This is a genomic window from Sediminimonas qiaohouensis DSM 21189 (genome assembly GCF_000423645.1).
Classification (GTDB): domain Bacteria; phylum Pseudomonadota; class Alphaproteobacteria; order Rhodobacterales; family Rhodobacteraceae; genus Sediminimonas; species Sediminimonas qiaohouensis.
In genome coordinates this window covers 127,837-146,200 of record NZ_AUIJ01000008.1, presented here as the reverse complement: position 1 = coordinate 146,200, position 18,364 = coordinate 127,837, and the positions used below count along the sequence as shown (strand labels likewise).

General features: G+C 65.3%; 22 protein-coding genes. 10 read left to right on the top strand and 12 right to left on the bottom strand.

Annotation, left to right across the window (positions count from 1 at the left end):
- Window positions 1-241, bottom strand: a 241-nt coding sequence (locus G568_RS0109100) for a transposase (RefSeq protein ID WP_026757729.1), incomplete at its 3' end; no start/stop codon positions are given.
- 103 nt (window positions 242-344) lie between these two features.
- Here G568_RS0109100 and G568_RS0109095 point away from each other — a divergent pair.
- On the top strand, window positions 345-599 hold the full coding sequence (locus G568_RS0109095) for a hypothetical protein (protein WP_026757728.1): 255 nt from the start codon (window positions 345-347) through the stop codon (window positions 597-599).
- A 344-nt stretch (window positions 600-943) separates the two neighbouring features.
- Here G568_RS0109095 and G568_RS0109090 read toward each other — a convergent pair whose 3' ends face one another.
- Window positions 944-3,235: an adenosylcobalamin-dependent ribonucleoside-diphosphate reductase gene (locus G568_RS0109090; RefSeq protein ID WP_026757727.1), complete on the bottom strand. Its 2,292-nt coding sequence runs from the start codon at window positions 3,233-3,235 to the stop codon at window positions 944-946.
- A 176-nt stretch (window positions 3,236-3,411) separates the two neighbouring features.
- On the opposite strand from G568_RS0109090, the gene G568_RS0109085 reads away from it, so the two are divergent.
- The gene (locus G568_RS0109085) at window positions 3,412-3,849 is read left to right on the top strand and encodes a DUF1489 family protein (RefSeq protein WP_026757726.1); all 438 of its coding nucleotides are present in this window, start codon (window positions 3,412-3,414) and stop codon (window positions 3,847-3,849) included.
- On the opposite strand, the gene G568_RS0109080 is transcribed toward G568_RS0109085, so the two are convergent.
- Window positions 3,844-4,743 (bottom strand): alpha/beta fold hydrolase, encoded by a 900-nt coding sequence (locus tag G568_RS0109080; protein ID WP_026757725.1) that lies wholly within the window; start codon window positions 4,741-4,743, stop codon window positions 3,844-3,846. The genes G568_RS0109085 and G568_RS0109080 overlap by 6 nt on opposite strands.
- A gap of 270 nt (window positions 4,744-5,013) precedes the next feature.
- Between G568_RS0109080 and G568_RS0109075 the strand changes: the two genes are divergently transcribed.
- Window positions 5,014-6,381 carry an MATE family efflux transporter gene (locus G568_RS0109075; RefSeq protein ID WP_026757724.1) on the top strand — a complete coding sequence of 456 codons (1,368 nt, stop codon included), beginning with the start codon at window positions 5,014-5,016 and terminating at the stop codon, window positions 6,379-6,381.
- Window positions 6,382-6,529: 148 nt separating this feature from the next.
- Here G568_RS0109075 and G568_RS0109070 read toward each other — a convergent pair whose 3' ends face one another.
- Window positions 6,530-7,489, bottom strand: a complete 960-nt coding sequence (locus G568_RS0109070; protein WP_026757723.1) for an L-malyl-CoA/beta-methylmalyl-CoA lyase — start codon at window positions 7,487-7,489, stop codon at window positions 6,530-6,532.
- A gap of 301 nt (window positions 7,490-7,790) precedes the next feature.
- Here G568_RS0109070 and dgcN point away from each other — a divergent pair, with 301 nt between their 5' ends.
- Genes dgcN through G568_RS0109055 form a run of 3 tightly spaced genes read left to right on the top strand, consistent with a single transcriptional unit; the run spans window position 7,791 to window position 10,706 of the window.
- Complete coding sequence (gene dgcN / locus G568_RS0109065) at window positions 7,791-8,792, top strand: N-acetyltransferase DgcN (protein WP_026757722.1); 1,002 nt, start codon at window positions 7,791-7,793, stop codon at window positions 8,790-8,792.
- 59 nt (window positions 8,793-8,851) lie between these two features.
- Complete coding sequence (dgcA, locus tag G568_RS0109060) at window positions 8,852-9,832, top strand: N-acetyl-D-Glu racemase DgcA (RefSeq protein ID WP_405050596.1); 981 nt, start codon at window positions 8,852-8,854, stop codon at window positions 9,830-9,832.
- A gap of 10 nt (window positions 9,833-9,842) precedes the next feature.
- Window positions 9,843-10,706 (top strand): D-amino-acid transaminase, encoded by an 864-nt coding sequence (locus tag G568_RS0109055; protein ID WP_026757720.1) that lies wholly within the window; start codon window positions 9,843-9,845, stop codon window positions 10,704-10,706.
- Between the two features lie 112 nt (window positions 10,707-10,818).
- Here the strand turns inward: G568_RS0109055 and G568_RS0109050 are convergent, their stop codons facing one another.
- Both G568_RS0109050 and G568_RS0109045 read right to left on the bottom strand, forming a co-directional pair.
- Window positions 10,819-11,220, bottom strand: a complete 402-nt coding sequence (locus G568_RS0109050) for a hypothetical protein (protein WP_026757719.1) — start codon at window positions 11,218-11,220, stop codon at window positions 10,819-10,821.
- Between the two features lie 10 nt (window positions 11,221-11,230).
- A complete protein-coding gene (locus tag G568_RS0109045; protein ID WP_026757718.1) occupies window positions 11,231-12,433 on the bottom strand; it encodes a pyridoxal phosphate-dependent aminotransferase in 1,203 nt (400 codons plus the stop codon).
- A gap of 90 nt (window positions 12,434-12,523) precedes the next feature.
- On the opposite strand from G568_RS0109045, the gene G568_RS0109040 reads away from it, so the two are divergent.
- From G568_RS0109040 to G568_RS0109030, 3 genes are all read left to right on the top strand, one after another.
- Window positions 12,524-12,922, top strand: coding sequence for a helix-turn-helix domain-containing protein (locus G568_RS0109040; protein WP_026757717.1), 399 nt, complete (start codon window positions 12,524-12,526; stop codon window positions 12,920-12,922).
- Window positions 12,923-12,980: 58 nt separating this feature from the next.
- Entirely contained in the window at window positions 12,981-13,205 is a 225-nt protein-coding gene (locus G568_RS18610; RefSeq protein ID WP_051202894.1) for a succinate dehydrogenase assembly factor 2, read from the top strand.
- Window positions 13,206-13,291: 86 nt separating this feature from the next.
- A complete protein-coding gene (locus G568_RS0109030; protein ID WP_026757715.1) occupies window positions 13,292-13,789 on the top strand; it encodes a MarR family winged helix-turn-helix transcriptional regulator in 498 nt (165 codons plus the stop codon).
- 21 nt (window positions 13,790-13,810) lie between these two features.
- Here G568_RS0109030 and G568_RS0109025 read toward each other — a convergent pair whose 3' ends face one another.
- Window positions 13,811-14,239, bottom strand: a complete 429-nt coding sequence (locus G568_RS0109025; RefSeq protein WP_026757714.1) for a VOC family protein — start codon at window positions 14,237-14,239, stop codon at window positions 13,811-13,813.
- Window positions 14,240-14,380: 141 nt separating this feature from the next.
- Between G568_RS0109025 and thyX the strand changes: the two genes are divergently transcribed.
- Window positions 14,381-15,295, top strand: a complete 915-nt coding sequence (thyX, locus tag G568_RS0109020; protein WP_026757713.1) for an FAD-dependent thymidylate synthase — start codon at window positions 14,381-14,383, stop codon at window positions 15,293-15,295.
- Window positions 15,296-15,429: 134 nt separating this feature from the next.
- On the opposite strand, the gene G568_RS0109015 is transcribed toward thyX, so the two are convergent.
- The 5 genes from G568_RS0109015 to G568_RS0108995 form a co-directional block, all read right to left on the bottom strand.
- Entirely contained in the window at window positions 15,430-15,654 is a 225-nt protein-coding gene (locus G568_RS0109015) for a ribbon-helix-helix domain-containing protein (protein ID WP_026757712.1), read from the bottom strand.
- Window positions 15,651-15,845 (bottom strand): DUF4169 family protein, encoded by a 195-nt coding sequence (locus G568_RS0109010; protein WP_026757711.1) that lies wholly within the window; start codon window positions 15,843-15,845, stop codon window positions 15,651-15,653. The genes G568_RS0109015 and G568_RS0109010 overlap by 4 nt, the downstream gene beginning before the upstream one ends.
- Window positions 15,842-17,236, bottom strand: a complete 1,395-nt coding sequence (fumC, locus tag G568_RS0109005) for a class II fumarate hydratase (protein WP_026757710.1) — start codon at window positions 17,234-17,236, stop codon at window positions 15,842-15,844. The genes G568_RS0109010 and fumC overlap by 4 nt, the downstream gene beginning before the upstream one ends.
- An 88-nt stretch (window positions 17,237-17,324) precedes the next feature.
- Window positions 17,325-17,795, bottom strand: coding sequence for an SspB family protein (locus G568_RS0109000; protein ID WP_026757709.1), 471 nt, complete (start codon window positions 17,793-17,795; stop codon window positions 17,325-17,327).
- Between the two features lie 104 nt (window positions 17,796-17,899).
- Window positions 17,900-18,325 (bottom strand): nuclear transport factor 2 family protein, encoded by a 426-nt coding sequence (locus G568_RS0108995; RefSeq protein WP_026757708.1) that lies wholly within the window; start codon window positions 18,323-18,325, stop codon window positions 17,900-17,902.
- Window positions 18,326-18,364 lie beyond the last annotated feature (39 nt).

The following is an 18,364-nucleotide window of genomic DNA, read 5'->3' as shown; positions in this document are numbered from 1 at the left end:
TTTTTAATATATCCCTCTCCTCCTTGAGGATACGGTTCTCGCGCCGAAGCCGTTCGTTCTCCCGCGCAAGCTCGCGATCTTCGACTGATACCACATCCGTGTCGCGGTGAGCCGTCACCCATTTGTTCAGCGTCGAAAGCCCAACACCAAGATCGTCGGCAACCTGACGCCGTGTTAGCCCGCTGGTCAGTGCAATTCGCACCGCGTCTTTGCGAAATTCATCCGTTCTTCCTGTGCCCATAGTTCGTCTCCTTTGCTGCACATTATGCTATCAAAGGAGCGGCACCAAACCGCGACAGGTCCACTACACGAAATGTGGGCGACAGATCGCGGGTGTCACCGTCATGACATCGCCCAGAAATCCGGCTCGACTGACCCGAGCGGCACACGAGGCATTCCTGGCGCTGGGCTACGAGATCGAAAACACCGGCGCAGATACCTACGGACATCAATTCTGTGACGGCCATCATTCGCGGCACGAAGCCTTGCAGGCATGTGCGCGCATCGAGGGCGCGTTGGGCAGTTGGCGATCGTCGCAAGGGATAAATGAAATCATCGACGAAGGGCGGCGAAAGCCGCCCTTTTTCATTTGTAATTAAATGCCTACCCGATATTGAGCTTCAACTTCATGGTCAGACCTCGAAACGGTAGCTGACGCACTCATCCTGGCGAACTGACAAACCGCAACGGGCGCGTACAAGCCGAGCAGTGCTACCGGCCATGACCAAACCCAAGAACAATTTCGAAAAGCGTTTCTGTCGTCTGTTTCCGGCTCCCAATACTCTGGACATAGTCAAGCCTGCGTTCACGCCAAAAACAGCAGAAATATTGGAAAATCGGGCCTGTTCGTCCGATGGATCTCATTTGCTTGCGAAATAGACATTTCAACCCCGCCGGTGGCCACTAATTGGTAGTGGGGATAAATAAAACCGCCCGCCCGGGGTCAGGCGCATTTGCTGTGGCCGCAGTTTGGGCAGGTCATGCAGCCTTCGATCATGCGCATGCCGTATTGGCCGCAGCTGGGGCAGGCGCGGCCGCGCGGGGGTGTGGCGGTGTCTTGCAGGGTTTGCGGGTCTGTCTTGAGGCCCTTGCCTTCGCCCTCAAGGAAGCCGATCGAGATCATGTGCTGTTCCAGCACCCCGCCGATGGCGGCCAGGATCGAGGGGATGTAGCGCCCCTTCATCCAGGCGCCGCCGCGCGGGTCGAACACGGCTTTCAGTTCCTCGACCACGAAGCTGACATCGCCGCCGCGCCGGAACACGGCCGAGATCATCCGCGTGAGCGCCACGGTCCACGCGAAATGCTCCATGTTCTTGGAGTTGATGAACACCTCGAAGGGGCGACGGTGGCCGCCGATGATGATGTCGTTCACGGTCAGGTAGATGGCGTGCTCGCTATCGGGCCACTTGAGCTTGTAGGTCGCGCCTTCCAACTCGGGCGGGCGCTCAAGCGGTTCGGACATGTAGACGACCTCGCCGCCCTCGCCTGCAATCTCGCTCACGCCCTGTTCGGGGGCCTCGCCGGGGGCTTGATCCGCGGCTTCGCTGATGCTCAACACGCTGCCGGTCACGTCGTTGGGGCGGTAGGTGGTGCAGCCCTTGCAGCCGGTCTCATAGGCTTGCATGTAGACGTCCTTGAACGCCGAAAACGAGATATCCTCGGGGCAGTTGATGGTCTTGGAGATCGAGCTGTCGACCCATTCCTGCGCCGCGGCCTGCATCTTGACGTGGTCAAGCGGGGCAAGGGTCTGGGCGTTGACGAAATGATCGGGCAGGGGGGCCTCGCCGTGGGTGTCGCGCCACATTTGCACGGCGTAATCCTCGACCTCTTCCTCGGTGCGCGAGCCGTCCTTTTGCAGGACCTTGCGGGTGTAGGTGTAGGCAAAGACCGGCTCGATCCCCGAGGACACGTTACCGGCATAGAGCGAGATCGTCCCCGTCGGCGCGACCGAGGTCAGCAAGGCGTTACGGATGCCATGGGTACGGATCGCCTCGCGCAGGTCATCGTCCATCCGCTGCATGGTGCCGGAGGCAAGGAATTTCTCGGCGTCGAACAGGGGAAACGCCCCCTTCTCGCGCGCCAGGTCGACCGAGGCATGGTAGGCCGCATGCGCAATGGCGCGCATCCAGTTGCCGGTCTGTGCGGCGGCGTCGTCGCTGCCATAGCGCAGGCCCAGCATCAGCAGGGCATCGGCAAGGCCGGTCACGCCCAGGCCGATGCGGCGCTTGTTGCGGGCCTCTTCGGCCTGTTCGGGTAGCGGAAACTTGGAGACGTCCACCACGTTGTCCATCATCCGGACGGCGGTCGCGACCAGCTTGGTCATCTCGTCGTGGTCCAGCGCGGCACCCGGTGTGAACGGATCGCGCACCAACCGCGCGAGGTTGATGCTCCCCAGCAGGCAGGCGCCGTAGGGCGGCAGGGGTTGTTCGCCGCAGGGGTTGGTGGCCGAGATCGTCTCGCAGTAATTCAGGTTGTTGGCCTCGTTGATCCGGTCGATGAAGATCACCCCCGGCTCGGCGTAGTCGTAGGTGGACTGCATGATGCGGTTCCACAAATCGCGCGCCTGGATGGTATGAAAGACCTTGCCGTCGAACTGCAGCTCCCAAGGGCCGTCGTCCTTGACCGCCTCCATGAAGGCATCGGTGACCAGAACGCTGAGGTTGAACATCCGCAGGCGGGCGGCGTCGGCCTTGGCGCCGATGAAGTCCTCGATATCGGGGTGATCGCAGCGCATCGTCGCCATCATCGCGCCGCGGCGTGATCCGGCGGACATGATGGTGCGGCACATCGCGTCCCAGACATCCATGAAGCTGAGCGGGCCGGAGGCGTCGGCGCCGACGCCCTTCACCTCGGCGCCGCGGGGGCGGATGGTCGAGAAATCATAGCCGATGCCGCCGCCCTGCTGCATGGTCAGGGCGGCCTCTTTCAGCATGTCGAAGATGCCGCCCATGCTATCGGGGATGGTGCCCATCACGAAGCAGTTGAAAAGGGTCACGTCGCGCTCGGTTCCGGCGCCGGCGGTGATGCGGCCGGCGGGCAGGAACTTGAAATCCTCCAGCGCGGAATAGAACACGTCTTCCCAGTGGGCCGGGTCTGCCTCGACCTTGGCGAGGGAGCGGGCGACGCGGCGCCAGCTATCCTCGACGGTGCGGTCCAGGGGGGTGCCGTCGGGTTTTTTGAAGCGGTACTTCATGTCCCAGATCTGTTCGGCGATGGGGGCGGCGAATCGGGTCATGGCAGCGGTCCTGAACGTGTGCGTCGTTTGGGGGCGGGCGCGGCGCCGGGCAGCCCCGGCGGGAGGGTCTTTATACGCGATCCGGGCCTCGTCTGCCAGCCAAGATTTTTACCGCGTGACTCCGCCGCACCGCATCTTGTGGTTGCCTCGCGCGCTACAGGCGCTAGATTTGGCGCATGAAACCCGCGTCTCATGTTCACCTTCTGAAGCTGTCGGTCGGCACCGAGGATGTCGAGGGGCTGACCCGTTGGCAGGCCTCCGGCCGGGCGCAGGGGGCGGATGGATTGCCGCGCCACGTGACCCGGATGTGGCCCCGCCGCGAGGAAGAGATCCTGGCGGGCGGCTCGATCTACTGGGTCATCAAGGGGGCGATCCGATGCCGTCAGAAAATCCTGCGCCTCGACGAGGTGATCGGCGAGGACGGGATCAGGCGCTGCGCGATCGTTCTGAACCCCGAGATCGTGCGCACCGGGCAGGCCACGCGGCGGCCGTTCCAGGGGTGGCGCTATCTCAGGCCCGAGGACGCGCCGGCGGACTTGACCAGCCAGCGCGACGACGAGGATGCCCTGCCCAGCGAGCTGTCGGCGGCGCTGGCCGAGATCGGCGTTTTATGAGGGCTGATCGGCCTCGTATCGCATCCAGTCGTTGATCAGGGCGGCCACTTTCCTGGGCTGCTGATGACAGATCCAGTGATCGGCGTCTGGGATATGTTTCACGGTGAGATGGGGAGCGTAACTCTCCAAATGCTCTAGGCTTTCCGGCAAAAGCGCCGTGTCCTTGTCGCCCCAGATCAGTAGATGCGGCATCGTCACGCGCAACTTTTCTGGGGGCATTTCGGGCAGGTCGGTGATCGGCTCTCCGGGCTTGGCCACCCGCAGCGGCGAGGCGCGATACCAGTTGATCATGCCGCGCAGGCGGCCGGGGCGGGCCCATTCGGCCTTGTAGGCGGCGGTTTTCTCGGGCGTCATCCACGATAGGTCCATATGGGCCGAAAAGAGCCGCATCAGCCCCTCGAAATCATTCTCGGCAAGGCGTTCTTCCGAGCCATCAGTGCGCAGTGCCTCGATATATTGCGACGCTTGCGATTGCGCCCCGCCAGCGGCCAGCGCGCGTTGAAACGGCGCCGGGTGCACGCCGTTGAGCACGATCAGCCGCGCCACGCGAGAAGGCTCGCGGATCGCCAGCGCATAGGCCACCGCCGCGCCCCAGTCATGGCCGACCACGGTGACCGCCTGTCCGGGCGCGACATGGTCGAGCAGGGCACACATATCGCCCACCAGCGCGCCGGCACCGTAGGCCGACACCTCGGGCGGGGCCCAGCTTTGGCCATAGCCGCGCTGATCGGGGGCGATGCAGCGATAGCGCCCCGAAAGGTGTGGCACCAGGTCGGCCCATGCGCCGGAATATTCGGGAAACCCGTGCAGCAACAGCATCACGGGTGCATCCGAGGGGCCCCATGCGAGATAGTGAAACCGTTGCCCGCCGAGGGTGGCGAAATGGCTGGTCATGGTCGCCCTCCGTTGGCTGCGCGTGCTCGGTTGCGCGTGCGTGCCCGCCATTGAAGGGATGGCGGCGCGACGATGCAAGGGGCGATTGGCGGCGCACGTGCGCGACGGCGCGTCACCGGCACGCGAAAGTGCCTACTCAGACGGGCGCAGCCCTCTGTTCACGTCGCGCCCGGAGCCACGCACCGGCCTATTGGCCCACTCTCCCCGCCAGCCCTTCGCGCGGCGCGAATTTGGCTTTCCGCCGGGGCGAATGCGCGCTAGTCGATTGGCATGAGCGAAGCGATCACATACCGCGAACACCTGCGCGCGACGCTGGTGCTGGGGCTGCCGCTGGTGGGCAGTCACGTGGCGCAGTTTGCCGTACAACTGACCGACGCGGTGATGCTGGGCTGGTACGGGGTCGAGGCGCTGGCGGCCGAGGTACTGGCCGGGACGCTGTTTTTCGTGCTGTTCATCATGGGATCGGGCTTTGCCTGGGCGGTGATGCCGATGGTGGCCGAGGCCGAGGCAGCGGACGCGCAGGCGCGGGTGCGGCGCGTTACGCGGATGGGGCTGTGGCTATCGGCGCTGTTCGGGGTGGCGGTGCTGCCGCTGTTTATCTGGTCGGGGCCGCTGTTCGCGCTTTTGGGGCAGGAGCCGCGCATCGCCGCGCTGGCCGAGGGGTATCTGCTGATCGCGGGGCCGGGGATCCTGCCGGCGCTGCTGGTGATGGTTCTCAAGTCCTATCTGGCCGCGCTGGAGCGCACGCAGGTGGTGCTGTGGGTGACGGTGGGCGCGGTGGCCGTGAACATCGTGATCAATTACGCGCTGATCTTCGGCAACTGGGGCCTGCCCGAGTTGGGCGTGCGGGGGGCGGCGGTGGCCTCGGCCACGGTAAATACCGTGTCGTTCCTGATGCTGGCGGGATACGCGGCGTGGGCGACGCCGGAGCATGCGCTGTTCATACGCCTGTGGCGCCCCGACTGGGAGGCGTTCGGCCAGGTGTTTCGCCTTGGCTGGCCAATCGGGATCACCAACCTTGCCGAGATGGGGCTGTTCGCGGCGTCATCCTTCATGATGGGATGGCTGGGCGCGCTGCCGCTGGCCGCGCATGGCATCGCGCTACAGGTGACGTCGGTGATGTTCATGGTGCACCTGGGCCTGAGCAACGTGGCGACGGTGCGCGCGGGCCGGGCGATGGGCCGCGGCGACGGCGAGGGGCTGAAGCGCGGCGCGGCGGTGGTGCTGGCGCTGTCGGGCGCGGTGGTGGCGCTGACGGTGGCGGCGTTCGTGCTGCTGCCGGGTTGGCTGATGGGGCTGTTCCTGTCGCCCGATGACCCTCAGCGCGGCGCGGTGATCGCCATCGGTGTCGGGCTGTTGGCGGCGGCGGCGTTGTTCCAGGTGGCCGACGCGGCGCAGGTGATCGCGCTGGGCCTGCTGCGCGGGGTGCAGGACACGCGCGTGCCGATGGTGATCGCGGCGCTGTCCTATTGGGCGGTGGGCATCCCGATCAGCTATGTGCTGGGCTTTGTGCTTGGCTGGGGCGGGGTCGGCGTGTGGCTGGGCCTTGCGGCGGGGCTGGCGCTGGCGGGGGTGTTCATGCTGCTGCGGTTCCGCGGCTGGCTGTCGCGCATGGCCGGCGGCGTCCCCTCCGCGTGACGGGTGGGGCAGGGGCGCTGCCCCTCTTGGCCTACGGCCAAATCACCCCGGGATATTTAGAGCCAGAAGATGCCCTTCATCTTGCCTAAAATACTCCCGCCGGAGGCGACGGCGCTATCGGCCTGCGTGCCCCGCCGGGGGTGGTGTGTCAGCCGGCGGCAATCATTTCGGCCTGGCGCACGATGCCTTCGGCTTGCTTGATGCTGGCGATGTCCACGAGGCGGCCCTTGTAGACGGTGGCGCCTTCGCCCTTGGCCTTGGCGTCTTCCATCGCGGCGAGGATTTCGCGCGCTTCCGCGACGGCGGCGTCGGAGGGGGTGAACACCTCGTTGGCCAGCGCCACCTGCTTGGGGTGGATCGCCCATTTGCCGACCATGCCCAGCGTTGCCGAGCGCAGCGCCTGCGCGCGAAAGCCTTCGTCGTCGGAGAAATCGCCGAACGGGCCATCGACCGGCAGCACGCCGTGGGTGCGGCAGGCGGCGACGATGGCGGTTTGCGCCCAGTGCCACGGGTCGCCCCAGTATTTCGCGCCCTCGTGGATCATGTAGTAGTTTTCCTGGGTGCCGCCGATGCCGGTGGTGGCCATGCCCATGGAGGCCGCAAAATCGGCGGCGCCGAGGCTCATGGCCTCGAGGCGGGGCGAGGCGGCGGCGATCTCCTCGACATGGGCGATGCCGGCGGCGGATTCGATGATCACCTCGAAGCTGATGGGGTTTTGGCGGCCCTTGGCGCGCTCGATCGCGGTGACCAGCGCGTCAACGGCGTAGACATCGGCGGCGCAGCCGACTTTGGGGATCATGATCTGGTCGAGCCGTTCACCCGCGCGTTCCAGAAGGTCCACCACATCGCGGTACCAATAGGGGGTATCGAGGCCGTTGATGCGCACCGACATGGTCTTGCGGCCCCAATCGACATCGTCCAGCGCCTCGATGATGTTGGCGCGGGCGGTGTCTTTGTCGGTGGGGGCGACCGAATCCTCAAGGTCGAGGTTGATCACATCCGCGGCGCTGCCGGCCATCTTTTCAAAGATCGCGGGACGCGAGCCGGGACCGAAGAGCTGGCAGCGGTTGGGACGGGCCGGCGGGCCGGGTTGGATGCGAAAGCTCATCTGGGCACCTTTCTGACGGGTCAGGGATGGGTAAGGAAATGTCGTTTTCGTGGTGGCGAGCCTTATTAAATTGCGCCCTCAAGCGCAAGCAGGTTTCGCGGTCGCGGCATTTGCGCCGCGCTGCGGCGCGACTCGGGGCGTGCGCGGCGCGATGCGTCGGATCAGCGCAAGATTGTCCTGAAATATGCGGAAAAGGCAGAAGATTCTCGCGCATTGGGGCGAAAATCGCGTAGGTTTGCAAACCAATTCCGTGCCGGGTACGAAAGGATGCGGCAGAGAATTTCCGTGAAAGGCGCGCGACATGATTGAGACACCTTATCTGCTTTTCCTGGGCGATGCGCCCGACCAACTGGCCGCGAAGGTGGCGCAGGGCATCAAGGACTGGCGCCCCGATAACGCGGTCGGGCAGTTCCGCATGGAGGGCTGCCGCGCCGACCTGGGCCTGACCGACATGACGTTGCAGGAGGCGCGCGCCGCTGGGGCAAAAACCCTGGTGATCGGCGTGGCGAATCGCGGCGGTGTCATCTCGGCCTCGTGGAAGAAGGTGCTGGTGGCGGCGCTGGAGGAGGGGTTCGACCTGGCGTCGGGGCTGCATAACCTGCTGCGCGACGAGCCTGACCTGGTGGCGGTGGCCAAGGCCTGCGGGCGGTCCCTGCACGATGTGCGGGTGCCCGAGGTGCGCTATCCCATCGCCAACGGCACCAAGCGCACCGGCAAGCGGGTGCTGGCGGTGGGCACGGATTGCTCGGTCGGCAAGATGTATACCGGCCTGGCGCTGGACCGGGCGCTGCGGGCGCAGGGGATCAAAAGCACCTTTCGCGCCACCGGGCAGACCGGCATCCTGATCACCGGCGACGGTGTGCCGCTGGATGCGGTGGTGGCCGACTTCATGGCCGGCAGTATCGAGTGGCTGACGCCCGACAATGACGCGGACCACTGGGACGTGATCGAGGGGCAGGGAAGCCTGTTCCACGTGTCGTATTCGGGGGTGACGATGGCGCTGATCCATGGCGGGCAGCCCGATGCATTGATCCTGAGCCACGAGCCGACACGCGACCACATGCGCGGCTTGCCGGGCTATGCCCTGCCGTCACTGGAGGCGCTGCGCGACATGGCGCTGCCGCTGGCGCGGGTGGCCAACCCCGAGTGCCAGGTGGTCGGCGTGTCGATCAACACCCAACACATGAGCGAGGACGAGGCGCGCGCCTATTGCGAAAAGATCGAGGCGCGGCTGGGATTGCCGACGGTCGATCCCTATCGCCACGGGGCGGAGCGGTTGGCCGAAGCGTTGGCCGCGCTGTAACCGGGGCCCGCGCAAGGGGGGCGCCGGCGGCGCCTCCGGCGGGAGTATTTTTGAGCAAGATGAAGGAGCAGGGCGTGCAGGTTTCGGTAACGCGGGATACCTTTCGGCTGGCGCAGGTATTCACCATCAGCCGCGGCTCGCGCAGCGCGGCCGAGGTGTTGACCGTGCGGATCAGCGACGGCGGCGTGACCGGGTGGGGCGAATGCGTGCCCTATGCGCGCTACGACGAGACGCTGGACAGTGTCAGCGCGCAGATCGAGGCGTTGCCGGGGCAGTTTGACCGCGCGGGCCTCTACGATCTGCTGCCGGCGGGCGCTGCACGCAACGCGGTGGATTGCGCGTTGTGGGACCTGGAGGCCAAGCGCGCCGGAAAGCGCGTTTGGGAGCTGGCGGGTCTGCCGGCGCCGGGGCCGGAGGTGACGGCCTATACGCTGTCGCTGGACACCCCTGAGAAGATGCGCGCGCAGGCGGCGGAGCATGCGCATCGGCCGCTTCTGAAGATCAAGCTGGGCACGCCCGACGACATGCCGCGGCTGGAGGCGGTGCGCGACGGCGCGCCCAAGGCGCGGATCATCATCGACGCCAACGAGGGCTGGAGCGCCGAGGTTTATGCCGACCTGGCGCCGCATTTGCAGCGGCTGGGCGTGGCCCTGGTCGAGCAGCCCTTGCCGGCGGGCGAGGACGAGGCGCTGCGCGGGATGGCACGGCCGGTGCCCGTGTGCGCCGACGAGAGTTGTCACGACCGGGCTAGCCTGCCGGGGCTGGCGGGCAAGTATGACGTGGTCAACATCAAGCTGGACAAGACCGGCGGCCTGACCGAGGCGCTGGCCCTGCGGCAAGAGGCTGCGCGACAGGGCTATCGCATCATGGTGGGCTGCATGGTTGGCAGCTCGCTGGCGATGGCGCCGGCGGTTCTGGTGGCGCAGGGGGCGATGGTGACGGACCTTGACGGGCCGCTTCTGTTGGCCGAAGACCGCGAGGAGCATTTGCAATACGATGCCGCCGGCGTGCACCCGCCCGCGGCGAGCCTCTGGGGATAGGAGAGCACCCATGCGCACAGTTTACGTCAACGGCGAGTATATGCCGGAAACGCAGGCCACCGTCTCGATCTTTGATCGCGGATTCCTGATGGCCGACGGGGTTTACGAGGTGACCAGCGTGCTGGGCGGCAAGCTGATTGATTTCGACGGCCACGCCGCGCGGCTAGAGCGGTCGATGACCGAACTGGACATGCCGGCGCTGCCGATCACGATGGCGGAGCTGCTGGAGGTGCACCGCGAACTGGTGCGGCGCAACGATCTGAGCGACGGGATGATCTACCTGCAGGTCACGCGCGGGGCGCCGGGCGACCGGGATTTCGTGTTCCCCGACCCCGAGGCGACAGCGCCGACGATGGTGCTGTTCACACAGTCCAAGCCGGGCCTTGCAGATAGCGCGACGGGCCGCAATGGCATCAAGGTGATCAGCATCGACGATCTGCGCTGGGGCCGGCGCGATATCAAGACGGTGCAGCTTCTCTACCCATCGATGGGCAAGATGATGGCGCTGGCCGCCGGCGCCGATGACGCGTGGATGATTGAGGATGGCCACGTCACCGAGGGCACCAGCAACAACGCCTACATCGTCAAGGACGGTCGCATCATCACCCGACAGCTGAGCACCGACATCCTGCACGGGATCACGCGCGCGGCGGTGCTACGCTTTGCGCGCGAGGCGCAGATGGAGGTCGAAGAGCGCGCCTTTACCATCGACGAGGCCAAGCAGGCCGACGAGGCGTTCATCACCTCGGCCAGCGCCTTCGTCACGCCGGTGATCGACCTGGACGGCACGCCGATCGGCACGGGGCAACCGGGGCCGGTGGCGCCGCGCCTGCGCGAGATCTACCTCGAAGAGGTGCGCAAGGCCGCGATCTGAGGCGGCACGCCTCCCTTCGCATGCATCTTCTGGCCAAAAATATCCCGGGGGGACTCGCCGCCAGGCGATGGGGGGCAGCGCCCCCCGCCGCGCCCTCCGCCCTGCCCGCAGGTCAGGTGATATTCATCCGCTCGGCCTTCTTGCGGACCAGGACGGTGCGCAGATCGTGCATCGCCATGAGCAGATCGTCGGTGACATCCTCAAGCTGCGCCTCGGTGGCGCGGGACTGGGCCCAGTGGGCGGTCATGTTGAGGTAATCCACCGCGCGGTGGATATCGTCCATCTCGCGTTCGGCCAGGACCTGGCGGCGGTCCTGCATCCAGTCCTGGATCGCGCCGAGGTCCGCGTCTGACAATTGCCGGTCGCCGTGCGGCTTGATATCTCCGTTGCGGATGTTGACCACGGCGATCTGGTCCATCTCGATCCGGCGCTGGCGGTTTTCGCTATCGACGCGAAACACGAAGGCCCCGTTTTCGCGCACCCGGAAGAAGTAGTCAGGCAGATCGCCACTCATTCCCGTCTCCTCAGCTCAGGCTCGCGCAGAAGGCCGCGATGCGGGTGCAGGCCTGTTGGAGCGCATCATCCGCCGCAGCGTAGCTGATCCGGAAATGCGGTGAAAGGCCGAAGGCGGCGCCGAACACGACCGCGACGCCGGTGTCCTCCAGCAGCGCGGAGGCGAACGCTTCGTCGCTGTCGATCACCCGGCCCTGCGGGGTTTTGCGCCCGATCAGGCCGTGGATCGAGGGGTAGACATAGAACGCGCCCTCGGGGCGGGGGCAGGCGATGCCGGGGATGGCGTTCAACGCATCGACCACCAGGTCGCGCCGCCGCTGGAAGATGGCGACGCCCTCGGCGATCACATCCTGCGGGCCGCTCAGCGCCTCAAGCGCGGCATATTGGCTGATCGAGCAGGGATTGGAGGTGGATTGCGACTGTATCTTGCGCATGGCGCCGATCAGGGCCTCGGGGCCGGCGGCATAGCCGATGCGCCAGCCGGTCATCGCATAGGCCTTGGACACGCCGTTGACGGTCAGGGTGCGATCGTAAAGCCCCGGCTCGACCTGCGCGGGGGTGCAGAAGTGAAACCCCGAATAGGCGATGTGTTCATACATGTCGTCGGTCATCACGTGCACATGCGGGTGCCGCAAAAGCACATCGGTCAGCGCGCGCAGCTCCGAGTGGCCATAACCGGCGCCCGTGGGGTTGGAGGGCGAGTTGAACAGCAACCACTTGGTGCGCGGGGTGATCGCCGCTTCCAGCGCCTCGGCCGTGAGCTTGAACCCGGTTTCAAGCGTCGCCTCGACGATCACCGGGGTGCCGCCCGCCAGCGCGACCATGTCGGGGTAGCTGACCCAGTAGGGGGCGGGGATGATCACCTCGTCGCCGGGGTTCAGCGTGGCCATCAGGGCGTTATAAAGCACCTGCTTGCCGCCCGTTCCGACGCTGACTTGCCGGGGGGTGTAGCTTAGCCCGTTGTCGCGGGCGAACTTGGCGCAGATCGCCTCTTTCAACTCGGGGATGCCATCGACGGCGGTGTACCGGGTGTGCCCGGCCTCGATCGCGCGGATGCCTGCGGCGCGGATATGTGCGGGGGTGTCGAAATCGGGTTCCCCGGCGCTGAGGCCGATGATGTCGCGCCCGGCCGCACGCAGCTCCGCCGCCTGCGTCGATATGGCAATGGTCGGTGACGGTTTTACGCGCGAGAGTGTCTTGGACAGGAAAGTCATTTCAGCGGCTCCGGGGTTTGTATTCCGATGTCCGAAGGCTTAGGCTTCGGCGGCAACGCGATCAAGCTTGATCGCCGGGAACGGAGAAACATGGTGTCAGATACAGTAACCGATTGGTACGGGGCCGACACGGCCACATTCGGCGACCGCGTCGCGGCCGCGCGCGAGGCCGCGGGCATGACGCAAAAGCAACTGGCCAAGCGTTTGGGGGTGAAGCTTCCCACGGTGCGGGGCTGGGAAGAGGACCTGTCAGAACCGCGCGCCAACAAGCTGTCGATGATGGCGGGGCTGCTGAATGTGTCGATCGTCTGGCTGCTGACGGGCGAGGGCGAGGGCGGTTTGTCCCACCCCGAGGAAGAGGAAGAGCTGTCGCCGGACATCAACGCGCTGCTGGTCGAATTGCGCGATGTTAAGACGCAGATCAACACTTCGGTCGATCGTCTGGGCCGGCTTGAGAAAAAGCTGCGAGCGAGGCTCAAGGGTGAGTGAGGCGGCAAGAGATGCCGAGGCCGGTGAGCCGCGCGAGACGCGGCTCAAGCGGTTGAAAATGCGCTCGATGCGGCGGGGCATTAAGGAAATGGATATCATCCTGTCGCGCTTTGCCGACGAGGCGCTGGGCGCGATGGATGCGCGGGCGCTGGACGCGTACGAGGCGCTGCTCGAACAAAACGATCAGGACCTTTATCAATGGGTCACCGGGCAGGCCGCGCCGCCCGGCGATTTCGACGCGATCGTGGGGGAAATCCGCGCCTCCGTCGACGCGGGCCGCTAAACCGGCAAGATTTACGATAGCGTTTAACGGATTTTTCGGTATTTGCCGACATCCTCTGTCCCGAGCTGCAACAGACGGAGGTTTCAATGAGCATGCACAGCACAGTTCCCCAGCAGGAAAGCGCCGGGTTCATGACCGGATACCTGGAGGCGCTGACGCTGGTGGAGCGATTGCACCGGCTGCTTCTGGACGTGATCAAGGACGAGTTCGAACGCCTTGGCATCCTGGACATCAACGCGGTTCAGGCGCTGTTGCTGTTCAATATCGGCGAGAACGAGGTGACGGCGGGGGAGCTGAAGTCGCGCGGCTACTACCAGGGCAGCAACGTCAGCTACAACCTCAAGAAGCTGGTCGAGACGGGCTATATGCACCATCAGCGCTGCGAGATTGACCGCCGCGCGGTGCGGGTGCGCCTAACCGCCAAGGGCCGCGCCATCAGTGCCGCGGTGTCGACCCTCTTTGCCCGCCATGCCACGGGCCTGGAAGATCGCGGCGTGATGGACATGGCGGGCATGGAACAGATCACCCATGCCCTGCGCCGGGTCGAACGCTACTGGACCGACCAGATTCGCTATATTTATTAGGGCACGCGTGCGCGTGCGCGCTTACCAGTGGCCAGTGCTTTCCATGCTCACCCATGGCTCGATCGGCTCAAGCGCCTCGCCCATTTGCAGCAACTCGACCGAGATGTTGTCGGGGCTGCGGACAAAGGCCATGCGCCCGTCGCGCGGGGGGCGGTTGATGGTCACGCCGTTATCCATCAGGTGCTGGCACATGGCGTGGATATCCTCGACCTCGTAGGCGAGGTGCCCGAAATGGCGGCTGTCGCTGGGCAGGGCATCGTCGCCGTCCCAGTTCCATGTCAGCTCGACCGGGCATTCGGGCTGCCCCGGCGGCGCCATGAAGATCAGCGAAAAGCGGCCCTGTTCGCTATCGTGGCGGCGGGTTTCCTCAAGCCCGAGCAGGGAAAAGAAGGCCATCGTTTTCTCAAGGTCCTTGACCCGGACCATGGTGTGCAAATAGCGGATCTTCATGTTGCGGCTCCTCTCATTGCGATTTGGGCACACGATAGGCGGATTGGCGGTGCTGTCTACCCCCGGGCGCAAGGCGGGCGTGGCGCATGGCGGGGCGGGGCGCTATAGTTGCGGCGACTCGAGCACGAAAGGAAAACCGCGATGCCGCTGAGCCCTGAACAACAAGCCGAAATCGACGACCAGCGCAGTAATCCGCAGCAGACGCTGCGCGCGGTGTCCGAGGGGCTTGAGGCGCGCCTTTATACCGCCGAGCCGGTGCTGGATCACGGGTTTGTCCGGGTGATCGACTACATGGGCGATGATGCGGCGATCTGCCAGGCCGCGCGCGTGAGCTATGGGCGCGGCACCAAATCCGTTAGCAACGACGAGGGGCTGATCCGCTACCTGATGCGGCACTGGCATTCGACGCCGTTCGAGATGTGCGAGATCAAGCTGCATGTGAAGCTGCCGATCTTCGTGGCGCGGCAATGGATCCGGCACCGCACCGCCAACGTGAACGAATACTCGGCGCGCTATTCGATCCTCGACCGCGAGTTTTATATCCCCGCGCCCGAGCACCTAGCGGCGCAATCGACCACCAACAACCAGGGGCGAGGCGACACCCTGACCGGGGCGGAGGCGGAGCGCGTGCTTGAGATCCTCAAGACGGACGCAGGCCGCGCCTATGACAGCTACGAGACGATGATCTCGCAAGACGGGCAGGCCGGGCTGGCACGCGAATTGGCGCGGATGAACCTGCCGGCGAACATCTACACGCAATGGTACTGGAAGACCGACCTGCACAACCTGCTGCATTTCCTGCGCCTGCGCGCCGATGCGCACGCGCAATACGAGATCCGCGCCTATGCCGACGTGATCTGCGAGATGGTCCGCGACTGGGTGCCAGCCGCCTACCGCGCGTTCGAGGACTACCGCCTGGGCGGCGCGACGCTGTCGTCCACAGCCCTTGATTGTATTCGGCGGATGCTCAATGGTGAGGAGGTGACGCAAGAGACCTCCGGCATGAGCAAGGGGGAATGGCGGGAGTTCCGGGCCGCGATCGCGCCGACCGAGTAACTCTTTACCCCGGGGCGCGCAGCGTCCCGGGCGGGTGCATGCCCTTTTGTTTGGGGACAAGAAGGGCGCCTTGGATTGCCCTCAACCCCCCGCCCGGCGCTGCCAGCTTGCGCCGCAGCCCGTCGATGCGCGGCTCACTCCGCGCGGGCGCGGTAATGACTCAGCACGAACACCCGGATCGCCGAGGCCAGCCCGGTGTCGGGGGCGCGGGCCGCGTCGATCTCGGCAGCCAATACGTTGATCGGTAATGACTTTTCCGCCGCGATCTGGCGGAACGCGGTCCAGAATTCATCCTCGAGCGACACGCTGGTACGGTGGCCGCGCAGCGTTAGCGAGCGTTTGACCGGCCGCGCGCTCATGCTTCGCCCTCGGGCGTGGTGTCGCGGCGGTGCTGATCGAGGTGGCGCTGCGCCTTTGCGGCCTCGGCGCGGTCGCGGGATTTTTCGGCCTTGGTGCGGCCATGGCTGGCGGCGTTTTGATCGGCGCGGGCGCGTTTGTCCGCCCGCGCCCGCGCCTTGCGAACCTTGTTGAGGTTCACCGGCTGGCTCATCCCTTGGGCCCGATCATCTGCTCGGGGCGCACGACGCGCTCGAAGGTTTCGGCATCGACGAAGCCCAGCTTGATCGCCTCTTCCTTGAGGGTGGTGCCGTTGCGGTGCGCGGTCTTGGCCACCTTGGTTGCGTTGTCATAGCCGATCTCGGGCGCCAGCGCCGTGACCAGCATCAGCGACTCGTGCAGCAGCTTGCCGATGCGGTCCTCGTCCGCCTGCAACCCGACCACCAAATTGTCGGTGAAGGCCGAGGCCGCGTCGCCCAGAAGTTGCATGGATTGCAACACGTTGTAGGCCATCATCGGCTTGTATACGTTCAGTTCGAAATGGCCCTGGCTGCCGGCAAAGCCGACGGCGGCGTCGTTGCCCATGACATGCGCGCAGACCTGCGTCAGCGCCTCGCACTGCGTCGGGTTAACCTTGCCGGGCATGATCGACGAGCCGGGCTCGTTCTCTGGCAGGATCAGTTCCCCCAACCCGCAGCGCGGGCCCGAACCCAGAAGCCGGATGTCGTTGGCGATCTTGAACAGCGAGGCGGCGTTGGTCTTGAGCGCGCCCGAGATTTCCACCATTGCGTCATGGGCGGCCAGCGCCTCGAACTTGTTGGGGGCGGTGACAAAGGGCAGGCCGGTGATGCGCGCCATGTTGGCGGCCACCGTTTCGGCCCAGCCCACGCGCGTGTTCAGGCCGGTGCCCACGGCGGTGCCGCCCTGCGCCAGCTCGTAAATGCGGCCCAACGCATCATGGATGCGCGCGATGCCCATCGCCACCTGGTGGGTGTAGCCGGAAAATTCCTGCGCCAGGGTGAGGGGCGTGGCATCTTGCGTGTGGGTGCGGCCGATCTTGATGATGCCGTCGAATTCCTTGACCTTGGCGTCAAGGGCGGCGTGGAGTTTCTCAAGCCCCGGCAAAAGCACGTCACGCGCGGTCATCGCGGTTGCTATGTGCATCGCGGTGGGGAAGGTATCGTTGCTGGATTGCCCCATGTTGCAGTGATCGTTGGGGTGCACGGGGTCCTTGCTACCGATCTGGCCGCCGAGGATTTCGATGGCGCGGTTGGCGATCACCTCGTTGGCGTTCATGTTCGATTGGGTGCCCGATCCGGTCTGCCACACCACCAGCGGGAAGTTGTCGTCATGCGTGCCTGCGACCACTTCCGAGGCGGCGGTGATGATGGCGTCGGCAAGGCGCGCATCCAGGGTACCCTGCGCCTTGTTCGCCTCGGCGCAGGCTTGCTTGATGACGCCAAGCGCCCGGACGATGGCGATGGGCTGCCGCTCCCAGCCGATCGGGAAGTTCTTGAGCGAACGCTGCGTTTGCGCGCCCCAATACTTGTCGGCGGGCACCTCAAGGGGGCCAAAGCTATCGGTTTCGGTGCGGGTTTGGGTCATGATCGGGCCTCCTGAAAACGGTTGGCCCTGTCATACCGCAGTTGCGGGAAAGATCAACAAAGCACCGTCTGAATGCTCCGCCCGCCCGTTACTTGCGGAAACTGTCGAGGCTGACGACCTCGGCATCGTGCTCTTCGTCCTCGGCGGTGTCCTCAGACGGGTGATCGTCGCCGCCGGGCGGGGGGGTGTCATCCTCGTCCTCGTCCTCGTGCGACTCAAAGCGCAAGCCGAACTCGACGGAGGGGTCCACGAAGGTGCGGATCGCGTCGAACGGGATATAAAGCGGCTCGGGCGCGTCGCCGAAATTGAGGGTGATGGCAAAGCCGTCCTCTGTCACTTCAAGCCCGTCGAACCAGTTCTGGATCACCACGGTCATCTCGTCGGGGTAACGCGAGCGCAGCCAATCGGCCAGTTGCGCATCGGGGTGGGTGGTGTCGAAGGTGATGAAAAAGTGGTGCGCACCCGGCAGGCCATTGGCGGCGACATCGGATAAAACGGTGCGGATCAGCCCGCGCATCGCGCCATGCATGAGGTTGCCGTATTCGATGGTGCGGCTCATGGTGTTTTCATCCCCCTTTGATTGATCCGATCATAGGGGATTCGGAGGAAAACAAAAGGGTGCTCGGGGGAAAATCCACCGTGCGGAACCGGCGCGGTGCGGGGTCATGCCCGGCGCCTGCCTGTCAGGCACGGCGCGGCGGTGTCGTCCGGAAGCAGGCCCAGCTCTTCGAAGAAGGTAATGAAATCAAAGCTGTTATACGCCTCGACGATTGCCGGGCCGTCGAACCGGGCAACAACCATGCCGCCCACGTTCAGATCCTGATGCCGGTCGATGCGGCGGGTGTGCATGCAGGCGAAACCGGCCAGCCAGTCGCCTTGCTCGACCGTTTCCTCGATGGTGATGCGCGGTGGCTCGACAAGGTCCTGGATGGCGGCGATGAGACGCCGGAACTCCTCGGCCCCAAGGGGCAGGCCGGGCACCAGCCCGCTGGCGGCGGCATCGGGGTGAAACAGATCCCCGATCGCGGCCGGCTCGTCATTTTGCCATGCGCGCAAGTACCGCTCGCGCAGGATGTCCGCCCTTCTCATCATCGCCTCGCCGAGTTGCGCCGCATGCGCACAGGTTAA